Annotated in this window: 16 protein-coding genes; 5 read left to right on the top strand and 11 right to left on the bottom strand. The window is 62.1% G+C overall.

Annotated elements, in window-relative coordinates:
* Positions 1–190: 190 nt before the first annotated feature.
* Together KVQ82_RS11880 and KVQ82_RS11885 are read left to right on the top strand one after the other, a co-directional pair.
* Positions 191–1,303, top strand: coding sequence for a succinylglutamate desuccinylase/aspartoacylase family protein (locus KVQ82_RS11880; protein WP_222018952.1), 1,113 nt, complete (start codon positions 191–193; stop codon positions 1,301–1,303).
* Positions 1,304–1,478: 175 nt separating this feature from the next.
* Positions 1,479–2,195 carry an alpha/beta hydrolase gene (locus KVQ82_RS11885; RefSeq protein ID WP_222018953.1) on the top strand — a complete coding sequence of 239 codons (717 nt, stop codon included), beginning with the start codon at positions 1,479–1,481 and terminating at the stop codon, positions 2,193–2,195.
* Positions 2,196–2,198: 3 nt separating this feature from the next.
* Here the strand turns inward: KVQ82_RS11885 and KVQ82_RS11890 are convergent, their stop codons facing one another.
* On the bottom strand, positions 2,199–2,765 hold the full coding sequence (locus tag KVQ82_RS11890; protein WP_041073542.1) for a hypothetical protein: 567 nt from the start codon (positions 2,763–2,765) through the stop codon (positions 2,199–2,201).
* Between the two features lie 75 nt (positions 2,766–2,840).
* Positions 2,841–3,635: a hypothetical protein gene (locus KVQ82_RS11895; RefSeq protein ID WP_222018954.1), complete on the bottom strand. Its 795-nt coding sequence runs from the start codon at positions 3,633–3,635 to the stop codon at positions 2,841–2,843.
* Positions 3,636–3,768: 133 nt separating this feature from the next.
* Here KVQ82_RS11895 and KVQ82_RS11900 point away from each other — a divergent pair, with 133 nt between their 5' ends.
* The gene (locus KVQ82_RS11900; protein ID WP_086792825.1) at positions 3,769–4,305 is read left to right on the top strand and encodes a chalcone isomerase family protein; all 537 of its coding nucleotides are present in this window, start codon (positions 3,769–3,771) and stop codon (positions 4,303–4,305) included.
* Positions 4,306–4,449: 144 nt separating this feature from the next.
* Entirely contained in the window at positions 4,450–5,769 is a 1,320-nt protein-coding gene (locus tag KVQ82_RS11905) for an Nramp family divalent metal transporter (RefSeq protein WP_222018955.1), read from the top strand.
* A 195-nt stretch (positions 5,770–5,964) separates the two neighbouring features.
* Here the strand turns inward: KVQ82_RS11905 and KVQ82_RS11910 are convergent, their stop codons facing one another.
* From KVQ82_RS11910 to KVQ82_RS11920, 3 genes are read right to left on the bottom strand one after another with little or no spacing between them, the layout of a single operon-like run.
* A complete protein-coding gene (locus KVQ82_RS11910) occupies positions 5,965–7,146 on the bottom strand; it encodes an acetyl-CoA C-acetyltransferase (RefSeq protein ID WP_222018956.1) in 1,182 nt (393 codons plus the stop codon).
* Between the two features lie 11 nt (positions 7,147–7,157).
* Positions 7,158–7,823: a CoA transferase subunit B gene (locus tag KVQ82_RS11915; protein ID WP_041073534.1), complete on the bottom strand. Its 666-nt coding sequence runs from the start codon at positions 7,821–7,823 to the stop codon at positions 7,158–7,160.
* A 24-nt stretch (positions 7,824–7,847) separates the two neighbouring features.
* A complete protein-coding gene (locus KVQ82_RS11920; protein ID WP_222018957.1) occupies positions 7,848–8,546 on the bottom strand; it encodes a CoA transferase subunit A in 699 nt (232 codons plus the stop codon).
* 265 nt (positions 8,547–8,811) lie between these two features.
* Between KVQ82_RS11920 and KVQ82_RS11925 the strand changes: the two genes are divergently transcribed.
* A complete protein-coding gene (locus tag KVQ82_RS11925) occupies positions 8,812–9,687 on the top strand; it encodes a LysR family transcriptional regulator (RefSeq protein ID WP_041073532.1) in 876 nt (291 codons plus the stop codon).
* Positions 9,688–9,805: 118 nt separating this feature from the next.
* On the opposite strand, the gene KVQ82_RS11930 is transcribed toward KVQ82_RS11925, so the two are convergent.
* The 6 genes from KVQ82_RS11930 to KVQ82_RS11955 all read right to left on the bottom strand — a co-directional run bounded on the left by KVQ82_RS11930 (position 9,806) and on the right by KVQ82_RS11955 (position 17,550).
* On the bottom strand, positions 9,806–10,648 hold the full coding sequence (locus KVQ82_RS11930) for an NAD-dependent protein deacetylase (protein ID WP_182401012.1): 843 nt from the start codon (positions 10,646–10,648) through the stop codon (positions 9,806–9,808).
* 91 nt (positions 10,649–10,739) lie between these two features.
* On the bottom strand, positions 10,740–11,786 hold the full coding sequence (locus tag KVQ82_RS11935; protein ID WP_041073528.1) for a class I SAM-dependent methyltransferase: 1,047 nt from the start codon (positions 11,784–11,786) through the stop codon (positions 10,740–10,742).
* A gap of 276 nt (positions 11,787–12,062) precedes the next feature.
* Positions 12,063–13,091 carry an NAD(P)/FAD-dependent oxidoreductase gene (locus KVQ82_RS11940; RefSeq protein WP_222018958.1) on the bottom strand — a complete coding sequence of 343 codons (1,029 nt, stop codon included), beginning with the start codon at positions 13,089–13,091 and terminating at the stop codon, positions 12,063–12,065.
* A complete protein-coding gene (locus tag KVQ82_RS11945) occupies positions 13,078–15,258 on the bottom strand; it encodes a hypothetical protein (protein WP_222018959.1) in 2,181 nt (726 codons plus the stop codon). Before KVQ82_RS11945 ends, KVQ82_RS11940 begins: the two co-directional genes overlap by 14 nt.
* A 241-nt stretch (positions 15,259–15,499) precedes the next feature.
* A complete protein-coding gene (locus KVQ82_RS11950) occupies positions 15,500–16,813 on the bottom strand; it encodes an ATP-binding protein (RefSeq protein ID WP_222018960.1) in 1,314 nt (437 codons plus the stop codon).
* Positions 16,810–17,550 (bottom strand): response regulator, encoded by a 741-nt coding sequence (locus KVQ82_RS11955; RefSeq protein WP_222018961.1) that lies wholly within the window; start codon positions 17,548–17,550, stop codon positions 16,810–16,812. The genes KVQ82_RS11950 and KVQ82_RS11955 overlap by 4 nt, the downstream gene beginning before the upstream one ends.
* Positions 17,551–17,724: the final 174 nt, after the last annotated feature.

Here is a 17,724-nt window from a genome sequence, read left to right on the forward strand (position 1 = left end):
CCCGTTTGCGCGGTGGCCACTTTTTTTGTGCTCTCTTTCTACTGATAGAGATTCACTGTGGGAGCGAGCTTGCTCGCGAATGCGGTTTAACATTCAACATCTTTATTGACTGTCAGATTGCATTCGCGAGCAAGCTCGCTCCCACAGGGATCTCATCGATCCAGATCTACCAGACTGCAGGAGTTTTCCCATGCAACGCATCGACCATGTCCTGCCCTGGAGCCATCTGGGCAGCGAACGTTCCCTCAGCGTCTTCCGTTACGGCGCGGGCAGCCGCAAGGTGTACATCCAGGCCAGCCTGCACGCCGACGAACTGCCGGGGATGCGCACCGCGTGGGAACTCAAGCAACGCCTCAACGCGCTGGAACAGCAGGGCCGTCTGCAAGGCGTGATCGAGCTGGTACCGGTGGCCAACCCGATTGGCCTCGACCAGCATCTGCAAGGCAGCCACATGGGCCGCTTCGAGCTGGGCAGCGGGAAAAATTTCAACCGCGCGTTTGTCGAACTCAGCGCGCCAGTGGCGGCGCGCATCGGCGAGCGGCTGGGCAGCGATGCCGAGGCCAACATAGCGTTGATCCGGCAAACCATGGGCCAGGTGCTCGATGAGTTGCCGGCCCCGGCCTCGCAGCTGGAGGCTCTGCACCGCTTGTTGCTGCGCCACGCCTGCGACGCCGACATCACTCTGGATCTGCATTGCGATTTCGACGCGGCTATTCACATTTACGCATTGCCGCAACACTGGCCGCGCTGGCAATCGCTGGCGGCGCGACTGCAGGCCGGCGTTGCGCTGTTGTGTGAAGACTCCGGCGGCAGTTCGTTCGACGAGTCGTGCTCATCGCCTTGGTTGCGTCTGGCGCGGGCGTTTCCGAACGCGGCGATTCCCCCGGCAAACCTTGCCACCACCCTTGAACTGGGCAGCATGGGCGATACCCGGGTCGATCAGGCGCAGGCCAATTGTGAAGCGATTCTCGGCTTTCTCGCCGAGCAGGGTTTCATCAGCGGCGAATGGCCGGCGGCACCGAGCGAATGCTGCGAAGGCATGCCGTTCGAAGGCACCGAATACCTGTTCGCGCCGCACCACGGCGTGGTCAGTTTCCTGCGTAATGCCGGGGAATGGGTGGAGAAGGGCGATGCGCTGTTCGAAGTGGTGGATCCGTTGAATGACCGCCTCACCACTGTCCGCGCCGGTACCAGTGGCGTGCTGTTTGCGATTGATCGTGGGCGTTATACCCAGCCGGGGATCTGGCAGGCCAAAGTGGCGGGGCGTGAACCGATTCGGGTGGGCAAGCTGATCAACGACTGATAAAGCTTCGGTGTTTTTGCGGGCCTCATCGCTGGCAAGCCAGCTCCCACAGGTTTTGTGAACACCACCGATCACTGTGGGAGCTGGCTTGCCAGCGATGGCGGCATCCGTGACACCCCAGCGTTCAGACAATGTTAGGCTGCCCCGAACCCGACACTCTGTGAAGGAAGGCTCTATGTTGAAGGCGTTTGCCCTGTTAACCCTGCTGGCGTCCAGCGCCGTGCATGCGCAAACCACGCTGCAAAGCGACTTGCCACTGAAATACATCGAACAGGTCCACCCGGACGCGAACACTCGACCACTGGTGATATTCCTGCACGGCTACGGCAGTAACGAAGCCGATCTGATCGGTATGAAATTTCAGCTGCCGGCGCAGTACAACTACCTCTCGGTGCAGGCGCCGCTGGCGTTGGGCGAAGGACGTTTCCAGTGGTTTCGCAAGAAAGGCGAAGGGGCCTACAACGGTGAGACCGATGATCTGCAGGCCAGCGGCCGCAAGTTGCGGGAGTTTGTCGCGCAGGCAGCGCAGAAATATCACGCCAGCCCGGACAAGGTGTACCTGATCGGCTTCAGCCAGGGCGCAATGATGACCTACGAAGTGGGCCTGCGTCCGCCCGTGGCGGTCGGTGGGATTGCGGCGTTGAGCGGACGGCTGTTGCCGGTGTTGAAAACCGAGCTAAAGACCGAGCAGCCGCCGTTGCCGCTGAAGGTCTTCATCGGCCACGGCACCGCCGATGATCGAGTGCCGTATCGCGACGGCACCGAAGCCAATGCGCTGCTGCAGAAACTCGCCTACACCCCCGAGTTTCACGCTTATCCCGGTGTCGGCCACAGCATCAGTTCCGCCGAACTGCGCGACTTGAACGCCTGGCTGCAGCAGCTCAATCCGTAGGGATCACTTGTCCTTGAGGATGGTTTTCACCAGCGCATCGTGACCGCTTTTGTCGCTGGCTCGGGAAATCACCTGGACCAGCGCCATGCGCTTGCCGGAGGCGGCGAGCAGGGTGGTATTGAGTGTCTGGCCGCCGCCTTGGGTGGCAGTGCTGTCGACCTGACGCACGCCGAGGCCGCTGCTTTTCTGGGTCAGACTCTTTTCTGTGAGCTTGTTGAAGTCCGGCAGCGCCTTGCGCTGGTCATCGATGAAACTTGCCAGGCTGCCGTCGAGAAATTCGTTGTCGTTGTCTTTGACACTGGTGCCACCGGCGATCTGGTTTTCCGCAGCGATGACCACGGTCTTGGTCGCCTGATTGGTGTACATCGTGCCTTTGGCACCGGTCGGGCCGGCCGGCAGCGGGTCGGCGGTGAAGCCTTTGGGCAGGACGAAGGTGAACTTGCCGTCGAGCATCGACACGTTGTTGGTCGAGGCCTTTTCCTTGGGCTTGGCTGCCTGGGCGTTGAGGGCGCCGAGAGCGGCGACCGCCGCCAGCAACAGGACGACGGCTTTCTTGCTGAGCAATGACATGTGAATCTCCGAGGGATGGTCGCGCCAGGGCGGCGATGATCCCACGGAGCATGCCCGGCATTCCAGCGCGGTTTGTCAGGTGTTCGCATCCGCCTCGGGAATACGGTTTTTTGCCGGAACAGGTCGGGCCAGCAGTTTGCGGGTGACCCCGAGCATGGCCACCGACACCGCGACACCGACGATGAAACCGCTGAGGCCGAGGCTTGGCAGGGTCAGCGCCGACACCAGACAAAACGCCGAAAACGAGTACATGCCCGTCGCCGTCGCCCGTAGCAATGCCGCAGTAAACGCCGGGCCACGGGTCTGCTGAGAAAACACCGCCATCACACTCCCGAGCACCGGGAACACCGCGAGCAGACCGCTCCAGCGCTCGCCCACGGTACTCGCGAGCATGGTCACCAGCAGCGTCAGCGCCGCCCCGGCAATCATTCGCCAGAGCAGTTTGTCCGACTTCGGCGCCGGACCGTTCAGCACCGGTTGCACGTTGGGGAACAGGTACGGCGCGGCGAGCAGGGCAGTGGCTGCCGCCGCGACCGAGAACGTCAGTGACGACGGAATCAGCGACAACACCAGCGCCAGCACCGCCCACACCGCCAGGGAAATCGTCAGCGCCCATGGCCAGTTCGCCCGCTGCGCCACCTGCGCGTAGGTGATGCAGAAGGCGATCATGGCGAACATCGCCGACAGCGCCGCGACCGCCGATTGCGCAGCAAACGACGGCCCCTGTTCGATGGCGAGGAAAAACAGAATCGGCCCGACCACCACTGGCAGCCCCGACAGCCAACCGGCGACGCTCGGCCCCCAGCGCTTGCCGGCGAGGGAAATCAGCAGCAGAAAACCGGGGATCAGCAGTAATTTGAGGATCAGCACGCGGGAGGCCTCCGGGGATGGAACGGCCAAGGTAACCGATTGGTGCGTTGATCGACAAACATTGTATACAAAGCGTCGGGCGGACATCCGCTATGCTCTGGCTAACAGGGTTCAAGCGGGAGTTATGGCGGCGATGAGCAAACCTTCGAAGTTGCTGCGTGGGTGCTGTGGCATCGGCTTGTGGGCGTTGTTACTCACGCCGACCTGGGCCAATTGGCAGGACGCGGTGCCCGGCGCGCAAATCATCGGCACCGGCGATTTCAGTGTGTTCGGCTTCGACGTCTACAACGCCCGGTTGTGGAGCGCGGCACGCCCGTTGTCGACCGAACAGCCCTTTGCCCTGGAGCTGATCTACCGGCGCAAGATCTCGCGCGATGATCTGGTGCAGGCCAGTGTCGATGAAATCAAACGGCTGGCAGGCTCAGGCGTCAGCCCCGCGCAGTTGGCCAAGTGGCAAGGGCAAATGCAGCAATCGTTCGTCGATGTGCAGGCGGGTACGCGGATTACCGGCGTGTACCTGCCGGGGCAGGGCGCGCGGTTTTTTGTCGGGCAGCAGTTGCAGCATGAAATCGATGATCCGCAATTTGCCCGGGCGTTTTTCGATATCTGGCTGGATCCGCGCACCCGTAACCCCGAGTTGCGTCAGCAGTTACTGGGCATGAGCCATTAAAGTCAAAAGATCGCAGCCTTCGGCAGCTCCTACAGGGGAACGCATTCCAGTGTAGGAGCTGCCGAAGGCTGCGATCTTTTGCTCTTCAAGGGTTCAACTGAAACGTCTAAGCTGCGTCTTTCGAACTTGTTTCTGGATGTGTGCGTGAAATTCAGCTTACCCAAAATCGCCACTGCGCCGTTCTGCCCGCCGGAAGTTGCCGGCAGCGTCGCGGTGGATCCGAGCGCTTCGTTCTTCAAACGCGTGCTGCGTTTTGCCGGGCCTGGCTTGCTGGTGTCGATCGGCTACATGGACCCGGGCAACTGGGCGACCGCGATCGAGGCCGGTTCGCGTTTTGGTTACAGCCTGCTGTTTGTGGTGTTGCTGGCGAGCCTGGCGGGAATGGTCGTGCAATGCCTGTGCTCGCGCCTGGGCATCGCCACCGGCCGTGATCTCGCGCAATTGTCCCGTGAGCGCTACAGCCCCCCGACCGCGCGCCTGCAATGGGTGCTGGCGGAAATCTCGATCATCGCCACCGATCTGGCCGAAGTGCTCGGCTGCGCCCTGGCGTTTCACTTGTTGCTCGGTTGCTCACTGACCTTCGGCATTGCCCTGACTGCCTTCGACACGTTGCTGGTGCTGGCCCTGCAGAACCGTGGCTTCCGGCGGCTGGAGGCGATCATGCTGGTGCTGGTGGCGACCATCGGCGTGTGTTTCTTCGTTGAGCTGGTGCTGATCAAACCTTACTGGCCGCAGGTGTTCGCCGGATTCAAACCGTCGCTCTCGGCGATCAGCGATGCTGCGCCGCTGTACCTGGCGATCGGCATCCTTGGCGCCACGGTGATGCCGCACAACCTTTACCTGCACACCTCGATTGTGCAGACGCGGATGATCGGCAAGGATCTGGCCAGCAAGCAGGACGCGGTGAACCTGGCGCGGATCGACACCATCGGTTCGCTGGCATTGGCGCTGTTGGTCAACGCGGCGATCCTGATTCTGGCGGCGGCCGCTTTTCACCAGTCCGGGCATACCGACGTGGTCGACATTCAGGACGCCTACCATCTGCTCGACCCGCTGGTCGGTGGCGCGCTGGCCAGTGTGCTGTTCGGCGTCGCGTTGCTGGCGTCGGGGCAAAGCTCGACGTTCACCGGGACCATCGCCGGGCAGGTAATCATGGAGGGTTACCTGAACCTGCGGATTCCCTGCTGGCAGCGGCGTTTGATCACGCGCGGGCTGGCGTTGATCCCGGCATTCATTGGCGTGTGGCTGATGGGCGATAACGCGGTGGGCAAATTGCTGGTGTTGAGCCAGGTGGTGTTGAGCCTGCAACTGCCATTCGCGCTGTATCCGTTGATCCGTATGACCAGCGACAAACAACTGATGGGGCCGTTTGTGAATCGGCTGCCGACCCGGGTGCTGGCGTGGGGATTGTTTGTGGTGATCAGTGGGGCGAATGCCTGGTTGATTCTGCAGATGGTGGTGTGACTTTCAAAGCACCCTGTGGCGAGGGGATTTATCCCCGATCCAGTGCGAAGCGCTGGCAAAGATGTGTGTCGAGGCGAAAAATTCTGGGGCTGCCGCGCATCCCATCGGGGATAAATCCCCTCGCCACAAAAGCGATGAAACCAGACAGCGGGCGGATGTCGTGGATCCGTCCGCCGCCTGTATTGCTCCTCTGGGTTAACCGCGTTCCAGCGCCAGCGCCACACCCTGGCCGCCGCCGATGCACAAGGTCGCCAGACCTTTTTTCGCATCACGCTTGAGCATCTCGTGCAGCAAAGTCACCAGCACCCGGCAGCCCGACGCACCGATCGGGTGACCGAGGGCGATGGCGCCGCCATTGACGTTGACCTTGTCCAGATCCCATTGCAGATCCTTGGCCACCGCCAGCGATTGTGCGGCGAAGGCTTCGTTGGCTTCGATCAGGTCCAGTTGGCCGATGTTCCAGCCTGCCTTGTCCAGGCAGCGACGGGTGGCCGAGACCGGACCAATGCCCATGATCGCCGGGTCAACACCCGCGTTGGCATACGCGGCGATTTTTGCCAGCACCGGCAGGCCCAGGGCCTTGGCCTTTTCGGCGCTCATCAGGATTACTGCAGCGGCGCCATCGTTCAGCGACGAAGCATTACCGGCGGTGACGCTGCCATCCTTCTTGAACGCCGGACGCAGTTTGGCCAGCGATTCGGCGGTGGCGTCGCCGCGTGGTTGTTCGTCGACCTTGAACGCGACCGGATCACCTTTGCGCTGCGGGATCAGAATCGGGGTGATTTCATCGACGAAACGCCCGGCTTCGATGGCTGCGGCGGCCTTGCGCTGCGAAGCCGCGGCGAAGGCGTCCTGCTGCTCGCGGCTGATCTCATATTTATCGACCAGATTCTCGGCGGTGATGCCCATGTGGTAATCGTTGAACGCATCCCACAGGCCGTCGCTGATCATGGTGTCGACGATTTGCGCGTGACCCATGCGCAGACCGGTGCGAGCACCCGGCATCACGTAGTTGGACAGGCTCATGTTCTCCTGACCGCCAGCGATGATCACCTCGGCATCGCCGCAACGGATCGCCTGCGCGCCCAGGTGCAGGGCCTTCAGGCCCGAGCCACAGACCTTGTTCAGGGTCATGGCCGGCACGGCATGGGGCAGGCCAGCCTTGATCGCCGCCTGACGCGCCGGGTTCTGCCCAGCGCCGGCGGTCAGCACCTGGCCCATGATCACTTCATCGACCTGAGCGCCATCCAGGCCGGTCTGTTCGAGCAGTTGGCGGATCACCGCAGCGCCCAGATCCACCGCGGACACGCTGGCCAGCGACCCTTGGAAACTGCCGATCGCGGTGCGGGTGGCGGCAACAATTACGACGTCTTGCATTTTCGAATTCCTCACTGGGCAGCGAACTGCATTTCCGGTACGTGATCCGGGACGATCAGTTTACCAGCGGTTTTGGCGACGATTTCCTCGACGCTGACGCCAGGTGCGCGTTCCTTGAGGACAAAAGCGCCATTTTCGATTTCCAGGTAGGCGAGGTCGGTCAGTACGCGCTTGATGCAGCCGGCGCCGGTCAGCGGCAGGCTGCATTTGCTCAGCAGTTTGGACTCACCGTCCTTGGAGGCGTGGGTCATGATCACGATGATGTTGTCGGCACCGGCCACCAGATCCATGGCGCCGCCCATGCCCTTGACCAGTTTGCCGGGAATCATCCACGAGGCGATGTTGCCTTCGACGTCGACCTCGAACGCGCCGAGCACGGTCAGGTCGACATGGCCGCCACGGATCATCGCGAAGGATTCGGCGGAGTTGAAGATCGATGCGCCGATGCGCGCGGTGACGGTCTGTTTGCCGGCGTTGATCATGTCGGCATCGATGGTGTCTTCAGTCGGAAACGGGCCCATGCCGAGCAGGCCGTTTTCCGATTGCAGCATGACTTCCATGCCTTCGGGAATGTAGTTGGCGACCAGGGTCGGAATGCCGATACCGAGGTTCACGTAGTAGCCGTCCTGCATTTCGCGGGCGACGCGCTGAGCCATTTGTTCGCGGGTAAGTGCCATGTTTTTATTCTCCGTCAGCCTGAATTATTTGCGGATGGTGCGCTGTTCGATGCGCTTTTCGAACGTGCCGCAAATGACCCGGTCGACGTAGATGCCGGGGGTGTGGATCTGCGACGGATCCAGTTCGCCGGGCTCGACGATTTCTTCGACTTCGACCACGGTGATCTTGCCGGCGGTGGCCGCCAGCGGGTTGAAGTTCTGCGCGGTGTGACGGTAGATGACGTTACCGAAATGGTCGGCTTTCCAGCCTTTGACGATGGCGAAGTCGCCAGTGATGGATTCTTCCATCAGGTACTTGCGCCCGTTGAATTCACGCACTTCCTTGCCTTCGGCAACCGGGGTGCCGACGCCGGTTGCGGTGAAGAAGGCCGGGATACCGGCGCCGCCTGCGCGCATTTTCTCGGCGAGGGTGCCTTGCGGGGTCAGGATGACTTCAATGTCGCCCTTGAGCAGTTGCTCTTCGAACAGTTTGTTTTCGCCGACGTAGGAGGCAATCACTTTGCTGATCTGGCGGTCGGTCAGCAGCACACCGAGGCCGAAACCGTCGACGCCGCAGTTGTTGGAAACCACGGTGAGGTCGCGGGTGCCCTTGCGCTTGATCTCGGCGATCAGGTTTTCCGGGATGCCACACAGGCCGAAGCCGCCGGCGATCACGGTCATGCCATCTTCAAGACCGGCCAGAGCTTCCTGGTAGGAACTCACGCGCTTGTCGAAACCTGCCATATGCACCTCTTTTATTGTTTGTCGGGCGGCTGGCTAGCCGAATGACTGGAGTGTCGCGCTGGAGGATATATTTGTTAAGTTGATTTTTAAGGTTGATTAATAGATAAAACTCAATAATTTTGACTGTTACCTGTAGGAGCTGCCGCAGGCTGCGATCTTTTGATGTTGTTTTTTAGGATCAAGATCAAAAGATCGCAGCCTGCGGCAGCTCCTACAGTGGGTACGGCGTTTATTCGACAATATCGCTAACAGGGCGTTATCCATTATGACGATAAAGCAGATCCGCGCCTTCCTCGCCGTGGCCCAGAGCCTGAGTTTCGCCGTGGCCTGCGAGCGTCTGCACCTGTCGCAATCGGCGCTGAGCCTGACCATCAAGGCGCTGGAGGAGGGGCTGGGCGGGCGGCTGTTCAGCCGCAACACGCGCAATGTGGCGCTGACCGCCGAGGGCGAATCGCTGCTGCCGCTGGCTCGGCGCCTGATCGCCGATTGGGACAACGCCGAAGACGAAATGCGCCAGCGTTTCAGCCTGCAACGCGGGCGGGTGACGCTGGCGGCGATGCCGTCGTTTGCCGGCAACCTGTTGCCGCCGATCCTCAAGACGTTTCGCGCGCGCTATCCGAACGTCAATGTCACGGTCAACGACGTGATCAACGAACAAGTGCTGGAAATGGTGCGCGACCGCCACGTGGAACTGGGTGTCGCGTTCGAGCCGATGCAGAACACCTCGCTGACGTTCACCCCGTTGTACATGGACCGCTTTGTCGCGGTGGTGCCGCAAGATTCAGCGCTGGCCAGGCTTGGCGAAATCGACTGGCAGACCTTGCTGCAGGAACCGTTCATCACCCTGCAACGGCCGTCGACAGTGCGGGTGATGCTCGAAGAACACTTGCAGGCGCGGGGCATGAAGCTGCCGGTGGAGTTCGAAAGCCATCAACTGGCAACCGTCGGGCGCATGGTCGCCAGTGGGCTGGGAGTGAGTGCAGTGCCGGCGTTGTGTGCCGAGCAGATGCTCGAACTGGGCGCGCATTGCCTGACCTTGAATGATTCGGTGGAGCGAGCGATTGGCGTGCTGACCGAGCCAGGCAATGAACTGTCGGCGGCGGCGCAGGCACTGTTCGACATCCTCAAAGCCGAACACTGATCTTCAAACGTTTAACCCCGGTAGGAGCTGCCGAAGGCTGCGATCTTTTGATCTTGCTTCTAAAAAACAAAGCCAAAAGATCGCAGCCTTCGGCAGCTCCTACAGGGATTTTCGGCATTCAGGTAGATAAGTGTTGCGCCAGCAACGGCAGCAGTTGTTCGCATGACGCCTCGATCTTCAGATCCAATAGATCATCGGCGCGGGTCTTGCCCAGATTGATCGCCAGCAACGGCTTGCCGCGATCGGCGATCACCCGGCACAGACGGAACGCCGAATACGCCATCAGCGACGAACCCACCACCAGCAAACCCTCGGCTTTTTCCGCTGCGGCCATGGCTCGCGCCGCCGTCGGCTGCGCCACGTTCTCGCCAAAGAACACCACATCCGGCTTCATCCGCTCCCCGTCGCAATACGGACATTGCGGCGTCTGAAAGCGCGCCTCGAAGGCCGGATCGAGCAGGGTATCGCCGTCCGGCGCCTGCACCGCATCGACCCCGGCCAGATACGGATTCTGCTCGACCATGCGTTGCTGAATCTCATCGCGCGCGCTGCGTTGGCCGCAATCCAGGCACAGCACCCGGTGCAGGCTGCCGTGCAGTTCGATCACATCCTGACTGCCGGCCTGATCATGCAGGGTGTCGACGTTCTGTGTGATCAAGGCGCTGATCCGTCCCTGGCGCTGCAAATCCGCCAGTGCTGTATGCGCCGCGTTGGGTTGCGCCTGGCGCACCCGGGGCCAGCCGAGCATGGCCCGCGCCCAATAGCGGCGACGGGATTCGGGGGCAGCAAGAAATTCCTGATACATCATCGGCTGCCGGCCCCGGCGCACACCTTCGTTATCGCGGTAATCCGGAATGCCCGATGGCGTGCTGATGCCGGCGCCGGTCAGCACCAGAAAATCGCCATCGGCCATGGCCTGGCACAGGGTGTTGAAGTGTTCGCGGATCGGGCTGTCGAGCATGCTCGGCACTCCGGGGAGGACGGTGCTCGCAGGTTAGCATTAACCGTGTGGCGAGGGAGCAAGCTCCCTCGCCACAGGTGACAGCGGTGGTTTATTTGCGCGCCTCCAGAATCAGGTTGAACGGCGTCTGCGTCGCCCGGCGAAAATGCTTGAACCCGGCCTCGGCAAACACCTTGCGCAAGCGCATTTCACCGGCCTGCGCACCGAGCCCCAGGCCAACTTCCTGGGACAGCGAATTCGGCGTGCAGATAAAGGTCGAGGCCGCGTAAAACAGGCGTCCGACCGGGTTGATATTGTCGTCCAGCGTATCGTTGGCAAATGGCTCGACCAACAACACCGTGCCGTCGTCCTTCAATGATTCGAACGCATGCCGCGCAGCGCCGACCGGGTCGCCCATGTCGTGCAGGCAGTCGAAATAGCAGATCAGGTCATAGTCGTCACCGGGGTAGCTTTTGGCGGTGTTCTGGAAGAACTTCGCCCGGCTGCTGACGCCGCCTTCTTCCGCGCGCTGAGTGGCGACGGTGATCGACGGTGCGTGATAGTCGAAACCGACGAAGCGCGAGTTGGGAAACGCCTGGGCCATGATCACCGTCGAGGCACCGTGGCCGCAGCCGATGTCGGCGACCTTGGCGCCGTCTTCGAGCTTGGCCACCACGCCGTCCAGCGCCGGCAGCCATTCCGCGATCAGGTGCCCCTTATAGCCGGGGCGGAAGAAGCGCTCGGTACCGCTGAACATGCACGGATGGTGATCGCCCCAGGGCAGGGCGCCGTTGCCACGCATGGCTTTGACCAGTTTGTCCTTGTCGTGGAAAAACGAGGCCACCACGCCGAGTCCGCCGGCGACGTACACCGGTGAGTCTTCGACGGCGAGTGCCAGTGCCTGTTCTTCCGGCAGACGGAACTGGCCATCGTGATGTTCCATGTAGCCAGACGCGGCGTGCGCGCTGAGCCATTCGCGCACCAGTCGGGGATTGCAGGTGGTTTTTTCGGCGAGGGCTTGCGGGGTGATCGGCTGACTGTCGGCCATTGCCCGGTACAGCCCGAGTTCTTCGCCAACGATGACGTTCGCCAGCATTGCGGCGCCGCCCATGTCGTTGACCAGTTTGCCCATGAATGCGTTGAGTCGGGCCTCGTCCATCACATGTGCTCCTGAAACAGGATCACAGTCCGGCGGTGTTGAAGGTCGAGGCATACACCACCGGGCGGTGGTCGTGGATGCGGGCAGGGCGAGACGATGCGTCCTGCAGCCCCCTCGACTGGGTAATAAATCAGTCTAGCCGGGCTGGGGCAACCTGCAGGCTTTGTGAACCTGCAAAGACAGTGCGGTTCTATCACTGTGGGAAGGATACCGTCGGCGGATCGGCGTTGTTGCGGCAGTTTCATCAGGACTCCGTGCTCGCCAGCTTCCTGTGAGTCATGCGGCAGGCAGCCAGGACGGTGGGCAGGGATGCTGACGATAGAAATTGCGCAAGTGCGTCATATCGCGCGCGAATCCAGCGTTCAGCCAATGGCGATATTGCGCCTGCGCCGGTATTTGCAAGGCCGGTTTGCACAGGCAATCCACCACGGCTTGCGCGGCCTGCATACCGCTCATCAACGCCTTCAGCACGCCGTGGGAGGACGCCGGGTCGAGCCGGTTGGCCGCATCGCCGACCAGAAAATAGCCGGCACCGGCGGCGGTCGTGGTGATGCGCCAGGTCACATCGGCGCCTCGTATCGGCCCCACGGCCGGGAATGCATGCAGCGCCAAGGGAAGGCTCGCCGATCGGCCGTTGTTTTCGAATGTCAGGCGCGTCCAGTGCAGCAACTGGGGCTCAACCTGGGCGATCCAGGTCCACCCGTCAGGATCGGCCAGCAAATGCGCGGCCGTTGCATAGGTCGCGCTGTGGCCCTGCAGGTAGCCGTAACGCGCCACCAGCGGCGGTGAACAGTGGCGCACCGGCAAACCGAGTTGGCGACCGAGCCAGCAGCCAGCGCCGCTGGCGTCGATCAGGCAGGTCGCGTAGAAGCAGCCGCTGTCGGTTTCCACGCCGATTACTCGGTTGCTTTGGGTCAGTACCCGTCGTGCCCGGCAGGGTTGATTGACCTCTACACCCAACGCGGCGGCACTCGATAGCAACGCCGCATCCAGTTGTGCTCGTTCCAGATGAAAACCCTGCCAGGCGCCGCGATCATCGGCACCAAAACCATTGAAGCGCGGTGCGCCGTCCCAGTGCACCCAGTGGCCGTCGAAGCGCCGGGCCGTGCGGCCACACAATTGCTCGGCAGCCCCCAGTTGCTGCAGCAGCGGTTCGATGCCCGGATGCAGGCTTTCCCCGGGGCGAAAGCGCGGGAACGCCTGCCGTTCAATCAAGGCCACACGCAGACCGTGTCGGGCGCAACTGATCGCGGTTGCACTGCCCGCAGGCCCGGCGCCGATGATCACGACGTCAAATGGCTTCATCGGCTACCTGCCATGGCAGGGAGTCGCGTTTGATCAGGATTGCATCCGCGCTGAGCAGCATAATCACCTGCTCTTCGACTTCAACGTGGCGTAACCTGAAATCACTTTCAGCGACTTTCACGGCACCGCGCCTGTACAGCAAAAAGCGCTGCACCCAGCCGTCGAGAACCCGCCCAGACTCTTCCTGCGCGGTTTCAAGTTCGGCATTCGGCCGCTGCAACTCAACGAACGACAGCAGCGGCCAGGCATTGCGCAGAGGCTTGTCGCTGGCGGCGCCGAGCACGCGGTACACGCGATACATCGAGCGCACGCGTTGCTGATACGCGGCTTGCGCGGTGTGGCCGGTCAGGCTCAGGGAAAACCGGCCATCGAGGGCCACCTGTGTGTAATCGGCATGGGCGTACGCGTGGTATTGGACGATCAGGTGCTCGTCTTCAGTGATGAGTTGCGGGGCGCGCTGATTATCCCAGGCCACGCCGCCCATGCCGATTTCCTCATCGGTCAGGGGAATGATGCTGTGCAGCGTCGAGCGCGGTTCGAAGACCCGTGCCGAATCCGGCGCGACCCCGGGCCAGAAAGAACCTAGCGCGGCGCAGATCTTGGCATCCTCGGGAAACGGGCTGGCCATCTGATAACCGGCGAGGACGTTGATCCATTCGTCGTCCGCCGTACGCTGGCGAACCCAGCCGACCTCCCAGCCCGGCCCGAACACACCGGCGGCGCCGTCGGGCAGCGAGGTGGGCCGCGAGGGTGACGTTTGTGCGCCGTTGGATTGCGGCGGGCCGAGCTGATCGACGAGGCCGACTATCGCGCTCACCCCGCGGTCAGCCGGGGAGAACAATTGATCCTGCAAGTCCAGGTTGGCGCAGTAGCGTACGTTAGAGAGTGCTTCCAGTCGGGCGTGCCAGACGCCGGCATCTGGTAGCGACGGTTCATTGCGGAGCCAGTGCAACAGCCGGCGTTGAGTGCATAACGGGTAGAAATCCGGAGGGCCAATCAGCGAATAGGCGGCTACCGTCGGCAAGCAGTTTTCCAGCATCCGGCAGCGTGGCAACACCCAGCCATCGGCGGTGCCGTCCTGATAATGCAAGGCGCGATAACCGCCCTGACGAACCAACTCGTCGACACCTTCGTGGTCGTTCAGGTCTTCGATGCTGCCATCCGCCTCGACCCGGTGACGTCCGTGCACCATACCTCCGGTATTGGCCGGCAGCACAAAGGACAACGGTTTGCCCTGGTACTCGACGGGCGCGACCAGCCGGGCTCTGGTTTCCGGCACCAGCAGACCCGGCCCGAGATCCACAGCCGACGCCCAATGCGCAAGATTGTCCGTCACGACGAAGGGCGGCTGGCTGATCTGCGGTTCCTGCCAACCGGTGCCACTGTGGCGCAAATGAATATGTCGCAGTTTTTCGTTGATCTGGTGGTTGTCCAGCGTCAGCGTCAGGTTCAGCCCCTCCAGGCACTGCGAACCATTGAACAACTTGTGCAGGGGCACCCAGAAATCCAGCCCGGGGTCGAGATCCACCTGGAAATCCATCGGCCCGAAGCGTTCGGCATCGCCCTTGAGTTGCACGGCAATGTAGGCGCTGTAGCGTACCGGCATCACCCGGATGCCGTGCGGGTCATCGTCGACAAAGGGCAGGAAACTGCGCCGCATCGCGTCATAGCGCGCGGGTGCGGTGCCGACGCGGGCGATACCGGTACGCGAGAAGCACAGGTCGGCATGCCGGCCATGCACGGTGTCGGCGGCGCAACGATATTCACTGGCGAACGCGACCACCGCCAACGGCGCGCCCCGGGCTTTGTGGCGCAGGCTGTCGAGTGTGGGCGGGATGACGCTGTAGACATAGTCGAGCACCGTCTCGATCTCGGCGGCGGTGGGAAACAGTTGCAATGTTTGCCCGTTCTCATCGCAGAGCACATCGGGTGAGGCCAGCGCGTGATACAGCAGGCTGTGCGCCGGCACGCCGGCTTCGATCGCGCGGCTGCCGGCCACTGTGAAATCGGCAAACCCGGGTATCGACCGGTCGATGTTCAGCGGCTTTTGCAGTTCGGCAGCGAACGGTTCACCGAGCAGATCCAGGCCGTGGGCGAGCATCAGCGAATGCCAGCCGCCGGGGGCAAGGCGCGTACACACGTGGCTGACGGATTCGAGCAGAGTCATGTTGCGCCCCGACAGGTTGGACCAATCGCCATGGAACCGCATCCCGACGCTGATTCACCACTGTCAGATCTGACAGTGGTGACCAGTGGTCGCCAACGCGAAACGGACAACATAACGATAAGTGCGACAACCCGGCGGCGCAGTCAGTGGATTGCGACAAAGGTGCAGGCATGGCGCAACAATGTGCACATTAACCGTCAGTTACCTGTCGGCAGCGATTGAACAGAGGCCGTTGAACGGCTCAGGGCTGCAGCGGCAGCTTCAGCACGGCACACAGCCCTCCGCCCTCGCGATTGCTCAGGGTCAGCGAACCCCCGAGGGCCATGGCCAGTTGCTGGGCGATCGCCAGTCCCAGACCGGTACCGCCGGTATCACGATTACGCGAGTTTTCCACGCGATAGAACGGTTGCAGCACGTGCGCCAGTTCGGTGTCGGCGATGCCCGGACCGCGATCCATGACGGTGATTGCGAGGCTATCCTTGTGGGCTTCGACCCAGACTTCGGCGGCACCGGCGAATTTCAACGCGTTGTCGGTCAGGTTCACCAGCACCCGCCGCAGGGCCTGGGGGCGGGTATCGATCACCGCCGCGCTCTTGCCGATCAGGCGTACATCCTTGCCCATGTCCTGGTAATCGAACACCAGGCTGTCGAGGAAGGCATCGAGGTCAGTGCGCCGGCTTTCTTCGGTCGAACCATGGATGCTGCGGGCGTAGGCCACGCCTTCGCGGACCAAGTGCTCCATTTCGCCGAGGTCGTTCCACAGTTTGTCTTTTTCCACTGAGTCGTCCATGAACTCGGCACGCAGCTTCATGCGGGTGATCGGGGTTTGCAGGTCATGGGAAATCGCCGCCAGCAGTTGCATGCGCTCCTTCAGATACGCGGCGATGCGCGTCTGCATCGCGTTGAAGGCCCGCGCGGCGTGGACTACTTCGATCGGGCCTTGCTCGTCGAGCATCACGGGATGGGCGTTGGGATCGAGGGTGTCCACGGCGTTGGCGAGGCGGGCGAGGGGGCGGATGGCGATGCGCACCGCCAGCCAGGTGCAGGCGATCAGCAACGCCAGTTGTCCGAGCAAGACCCCCGGCAGCCACGGCGACAAGGGCGGCATGGCCGGACGCACATCAATCGTCACCGGGCTGCCGTCGCTGAGTCTGACATGGGCCTGAAAGTGTTTTTGCTCCCCGGCAAACCGGGTGAAGCTCAGCGGGTGTGCACCGCCGAGCGCGGCGCTGATCGAGGTCACGGCCACCGGCACCTCGTCGGCCTCGGGGTCGAGCGGCGCACCGGATTCGCCGACACTCAACAGATAGTCGTAGTTGGTGCGGGACAGTTGCTTGAGCCAGGCGGGCCGTTCCTGCGCGGGCAAACGGTCGAGGATGGCGATCGACGTCGAGACGTCGTTTCGCATATTGCCCAGCATGGTGCTTCGGGCACTCTGGAAACGCTCGTAGTACTGCGCGCCAAACGACAGCGCCTGAGCGAGGATCAGCCCGACCAGAAAGATCAGCGACAAGCGTGACGCCAGCGTACGCGGCCACTGCAGCCTGAAACTCATGCCGAAGCCCCGAAAACTTCCACCGGCAGCGAGAACACATAACCCTCGCTGCGCACGGTCTTGATGTAAGCCGGTTCGCGCGCATCGTCGAGCAGACGCTGGCGCAGGCGGCTGACCAGCAGATCGATGGAACGATCAAACAGATCGGCCTCGCGCCCCTGGGTCAGGTTGAGCAACTGATCGCGGCTGAGCACCCGTTGCGGGTGATCGAGGAACACCCGCAGCAAGCGGTATTCGGCGCCGCTGAGCGCGACCAGCGTGCCGTCCTGGTCCAGTAGATGTCGGGCCGAGGTATCCAGCTGCCAACGGCCGAAACCCAACAGACGACCGCTTTCGGTGACCACCAGGTTCGGCGGCAGCATCCGCGTGCGCCGCAGCACGGCGTTGATCCGCGCCAGCAGTTCGCGGGCAGCGAACGGTTTGGTCAGGTAATCGTCTGCGCCCATTTCCAGGCCGATGATGCGGTCGGTTTCATCGTTGCGCGCGGTGAGCATCAGCACCGGCGTGGCCTTGTGTTTGCCCACGCGCAACTCGCGGCACAGCTGCAGACCATCGTCGCCGGGCATCATGATGTCGAGCACGATCAGGTCGACGGTGTTGGCTTCGAGAAAGCTGCGCATCTGTCGGCCATCGGCGACCACGGTGGTGCGCAGGCCGTTCTTTTTCAGGTAATTGCCAACCAGCTCGCGGATCTCGCGGTCGTCGTCGACGATGAGAATGTGATCGACATGTTCCATCGGTGCAGAACCTCTAATCAAAGGGCAATGCCATGCAGTCTATCGAGCCTGCGCCGGCTTGCCTGCCGGGGTTTGTATTGCAGTGTATCTGGCGCCATGACGGATACATACACACGCAAAAACGCGATTTTTTCAGGGTTTTGTATCGCTGTGTATCTCCGGGTGGCGCAGATA

Origin of the sequence: Pseudomonas sp. AO-1 (assembly GCF_019775695.1) — a bacterium.
GTDB classification, from domain to species: domain Bacteria; phylum Pseudomonadota; class Gammaproteobacteria; order Pseudomonadales; family Pseudomonadaceae; genus Aquipseudomonas; species Aquipseudomonas parakoreensis.

Bases quoted from the DNA above. Each gene is read 5' to 3' on its own strand.
- KVQ82_RS11880 (WP_222018952.1), top strand. From the start codon at position 191: ATGCAACGCATCGACCATGTCCTGCCCTGGAGCCATCTGGGCAGCGAA.
- KVQ82_RS11885 (WP_222018953.1), top strand. From the start codon at position 1,479: ATGTTGAAGGCGTTTGCCCTGTTAACCCTGCTGGCGTCCAGCGCCGTG.
- KVQ82_RS11890 (WP_041073542.1), bottom strand. From the start codon at position 2,765: ATGTCATTGCTCAGCAAGAAAGCCGTCGTCCTGTTGCTGGCGGCGGTC.
- KVQ82_RS11900 (WP_086792825.1), top strand. From the start codon at position 3,769: ATGAGCAAACCTTCGAAGTTGCTGCGTGGGTGCTGTGGCATCGGCTTG.
- KVQ82_RS11910 (WP_222018956.1), bottom strand. From the start codon at position 7,146: ATGCAAGACGTCGTAATTGTTGCCGCCACCCGCACCGCGATCGGCAGT.
- KVQ82_RS11915 (WP_041073534.1), bottom strand. From the start codon at position 7,823: ATGGCACTTACCCGCGAACAAATGGCTCAGCGCGTCGCCCGCGAAATG.
- KVQ82_RS11920 (WP_222018957.1), bottom strand. From the start codon at position 8,546: ATGGCAGGTTTCGACAAGCGCGTGAGTTCCTACCAGGAAGCTCTGGCC.
- KVQ82_RS11925 (WP_041073532.1), top strand. From the start codon at position 8,812: ATGACGATAAAGCAGATCCGCGCCTTCCTCGCCGTGGCCCAGAGCCTG.
- KVQ82_RS11930 (WP_182401012.1), bottom strand. From the start codon at position 10,648: ATGCTCGACAGCCCGATCCGCGAACACTTCAACACCCTGTGCCAGGCC.
- KVQ82_RS11935 (WP_041073528.1), bottom strand. From the start codon at position 11,786: ATGGACGAGGCCCGACTCAACGCATTCATGGGCAAACTGGTCAACGAC.
- KVQ82_RS11940 (WP_222018958.1), bottom strand. From the start codon at position 13,091: ATGAAGCCATTTGACGTCGTGATCATCGGCGCCGGGCCTGCGGGCAGT.
- KVQ82_RS11945 (WP_222018959.1), bottom strand. From the start codon at position 15,258: ATGACTCTGCTCGAATCCGTCAGCCACGTGTGTACGCGCCTTGCCCCC.
- KVQ82_RS11950 (WP_222018960.1), bottom strand. From the start codon at position 16,813: ATGAGTTTCAGGCTGCAGTGGCCGCGTACGCTGGCGTCACGCTTGTCG.
- KVQ82_RS11955 (WP_222018961.1), bottom strand. From the start codon at position 17,550: ATGGAACATGTCGATCACATTCTCATCGTCGACGACGACCGCGAGATC.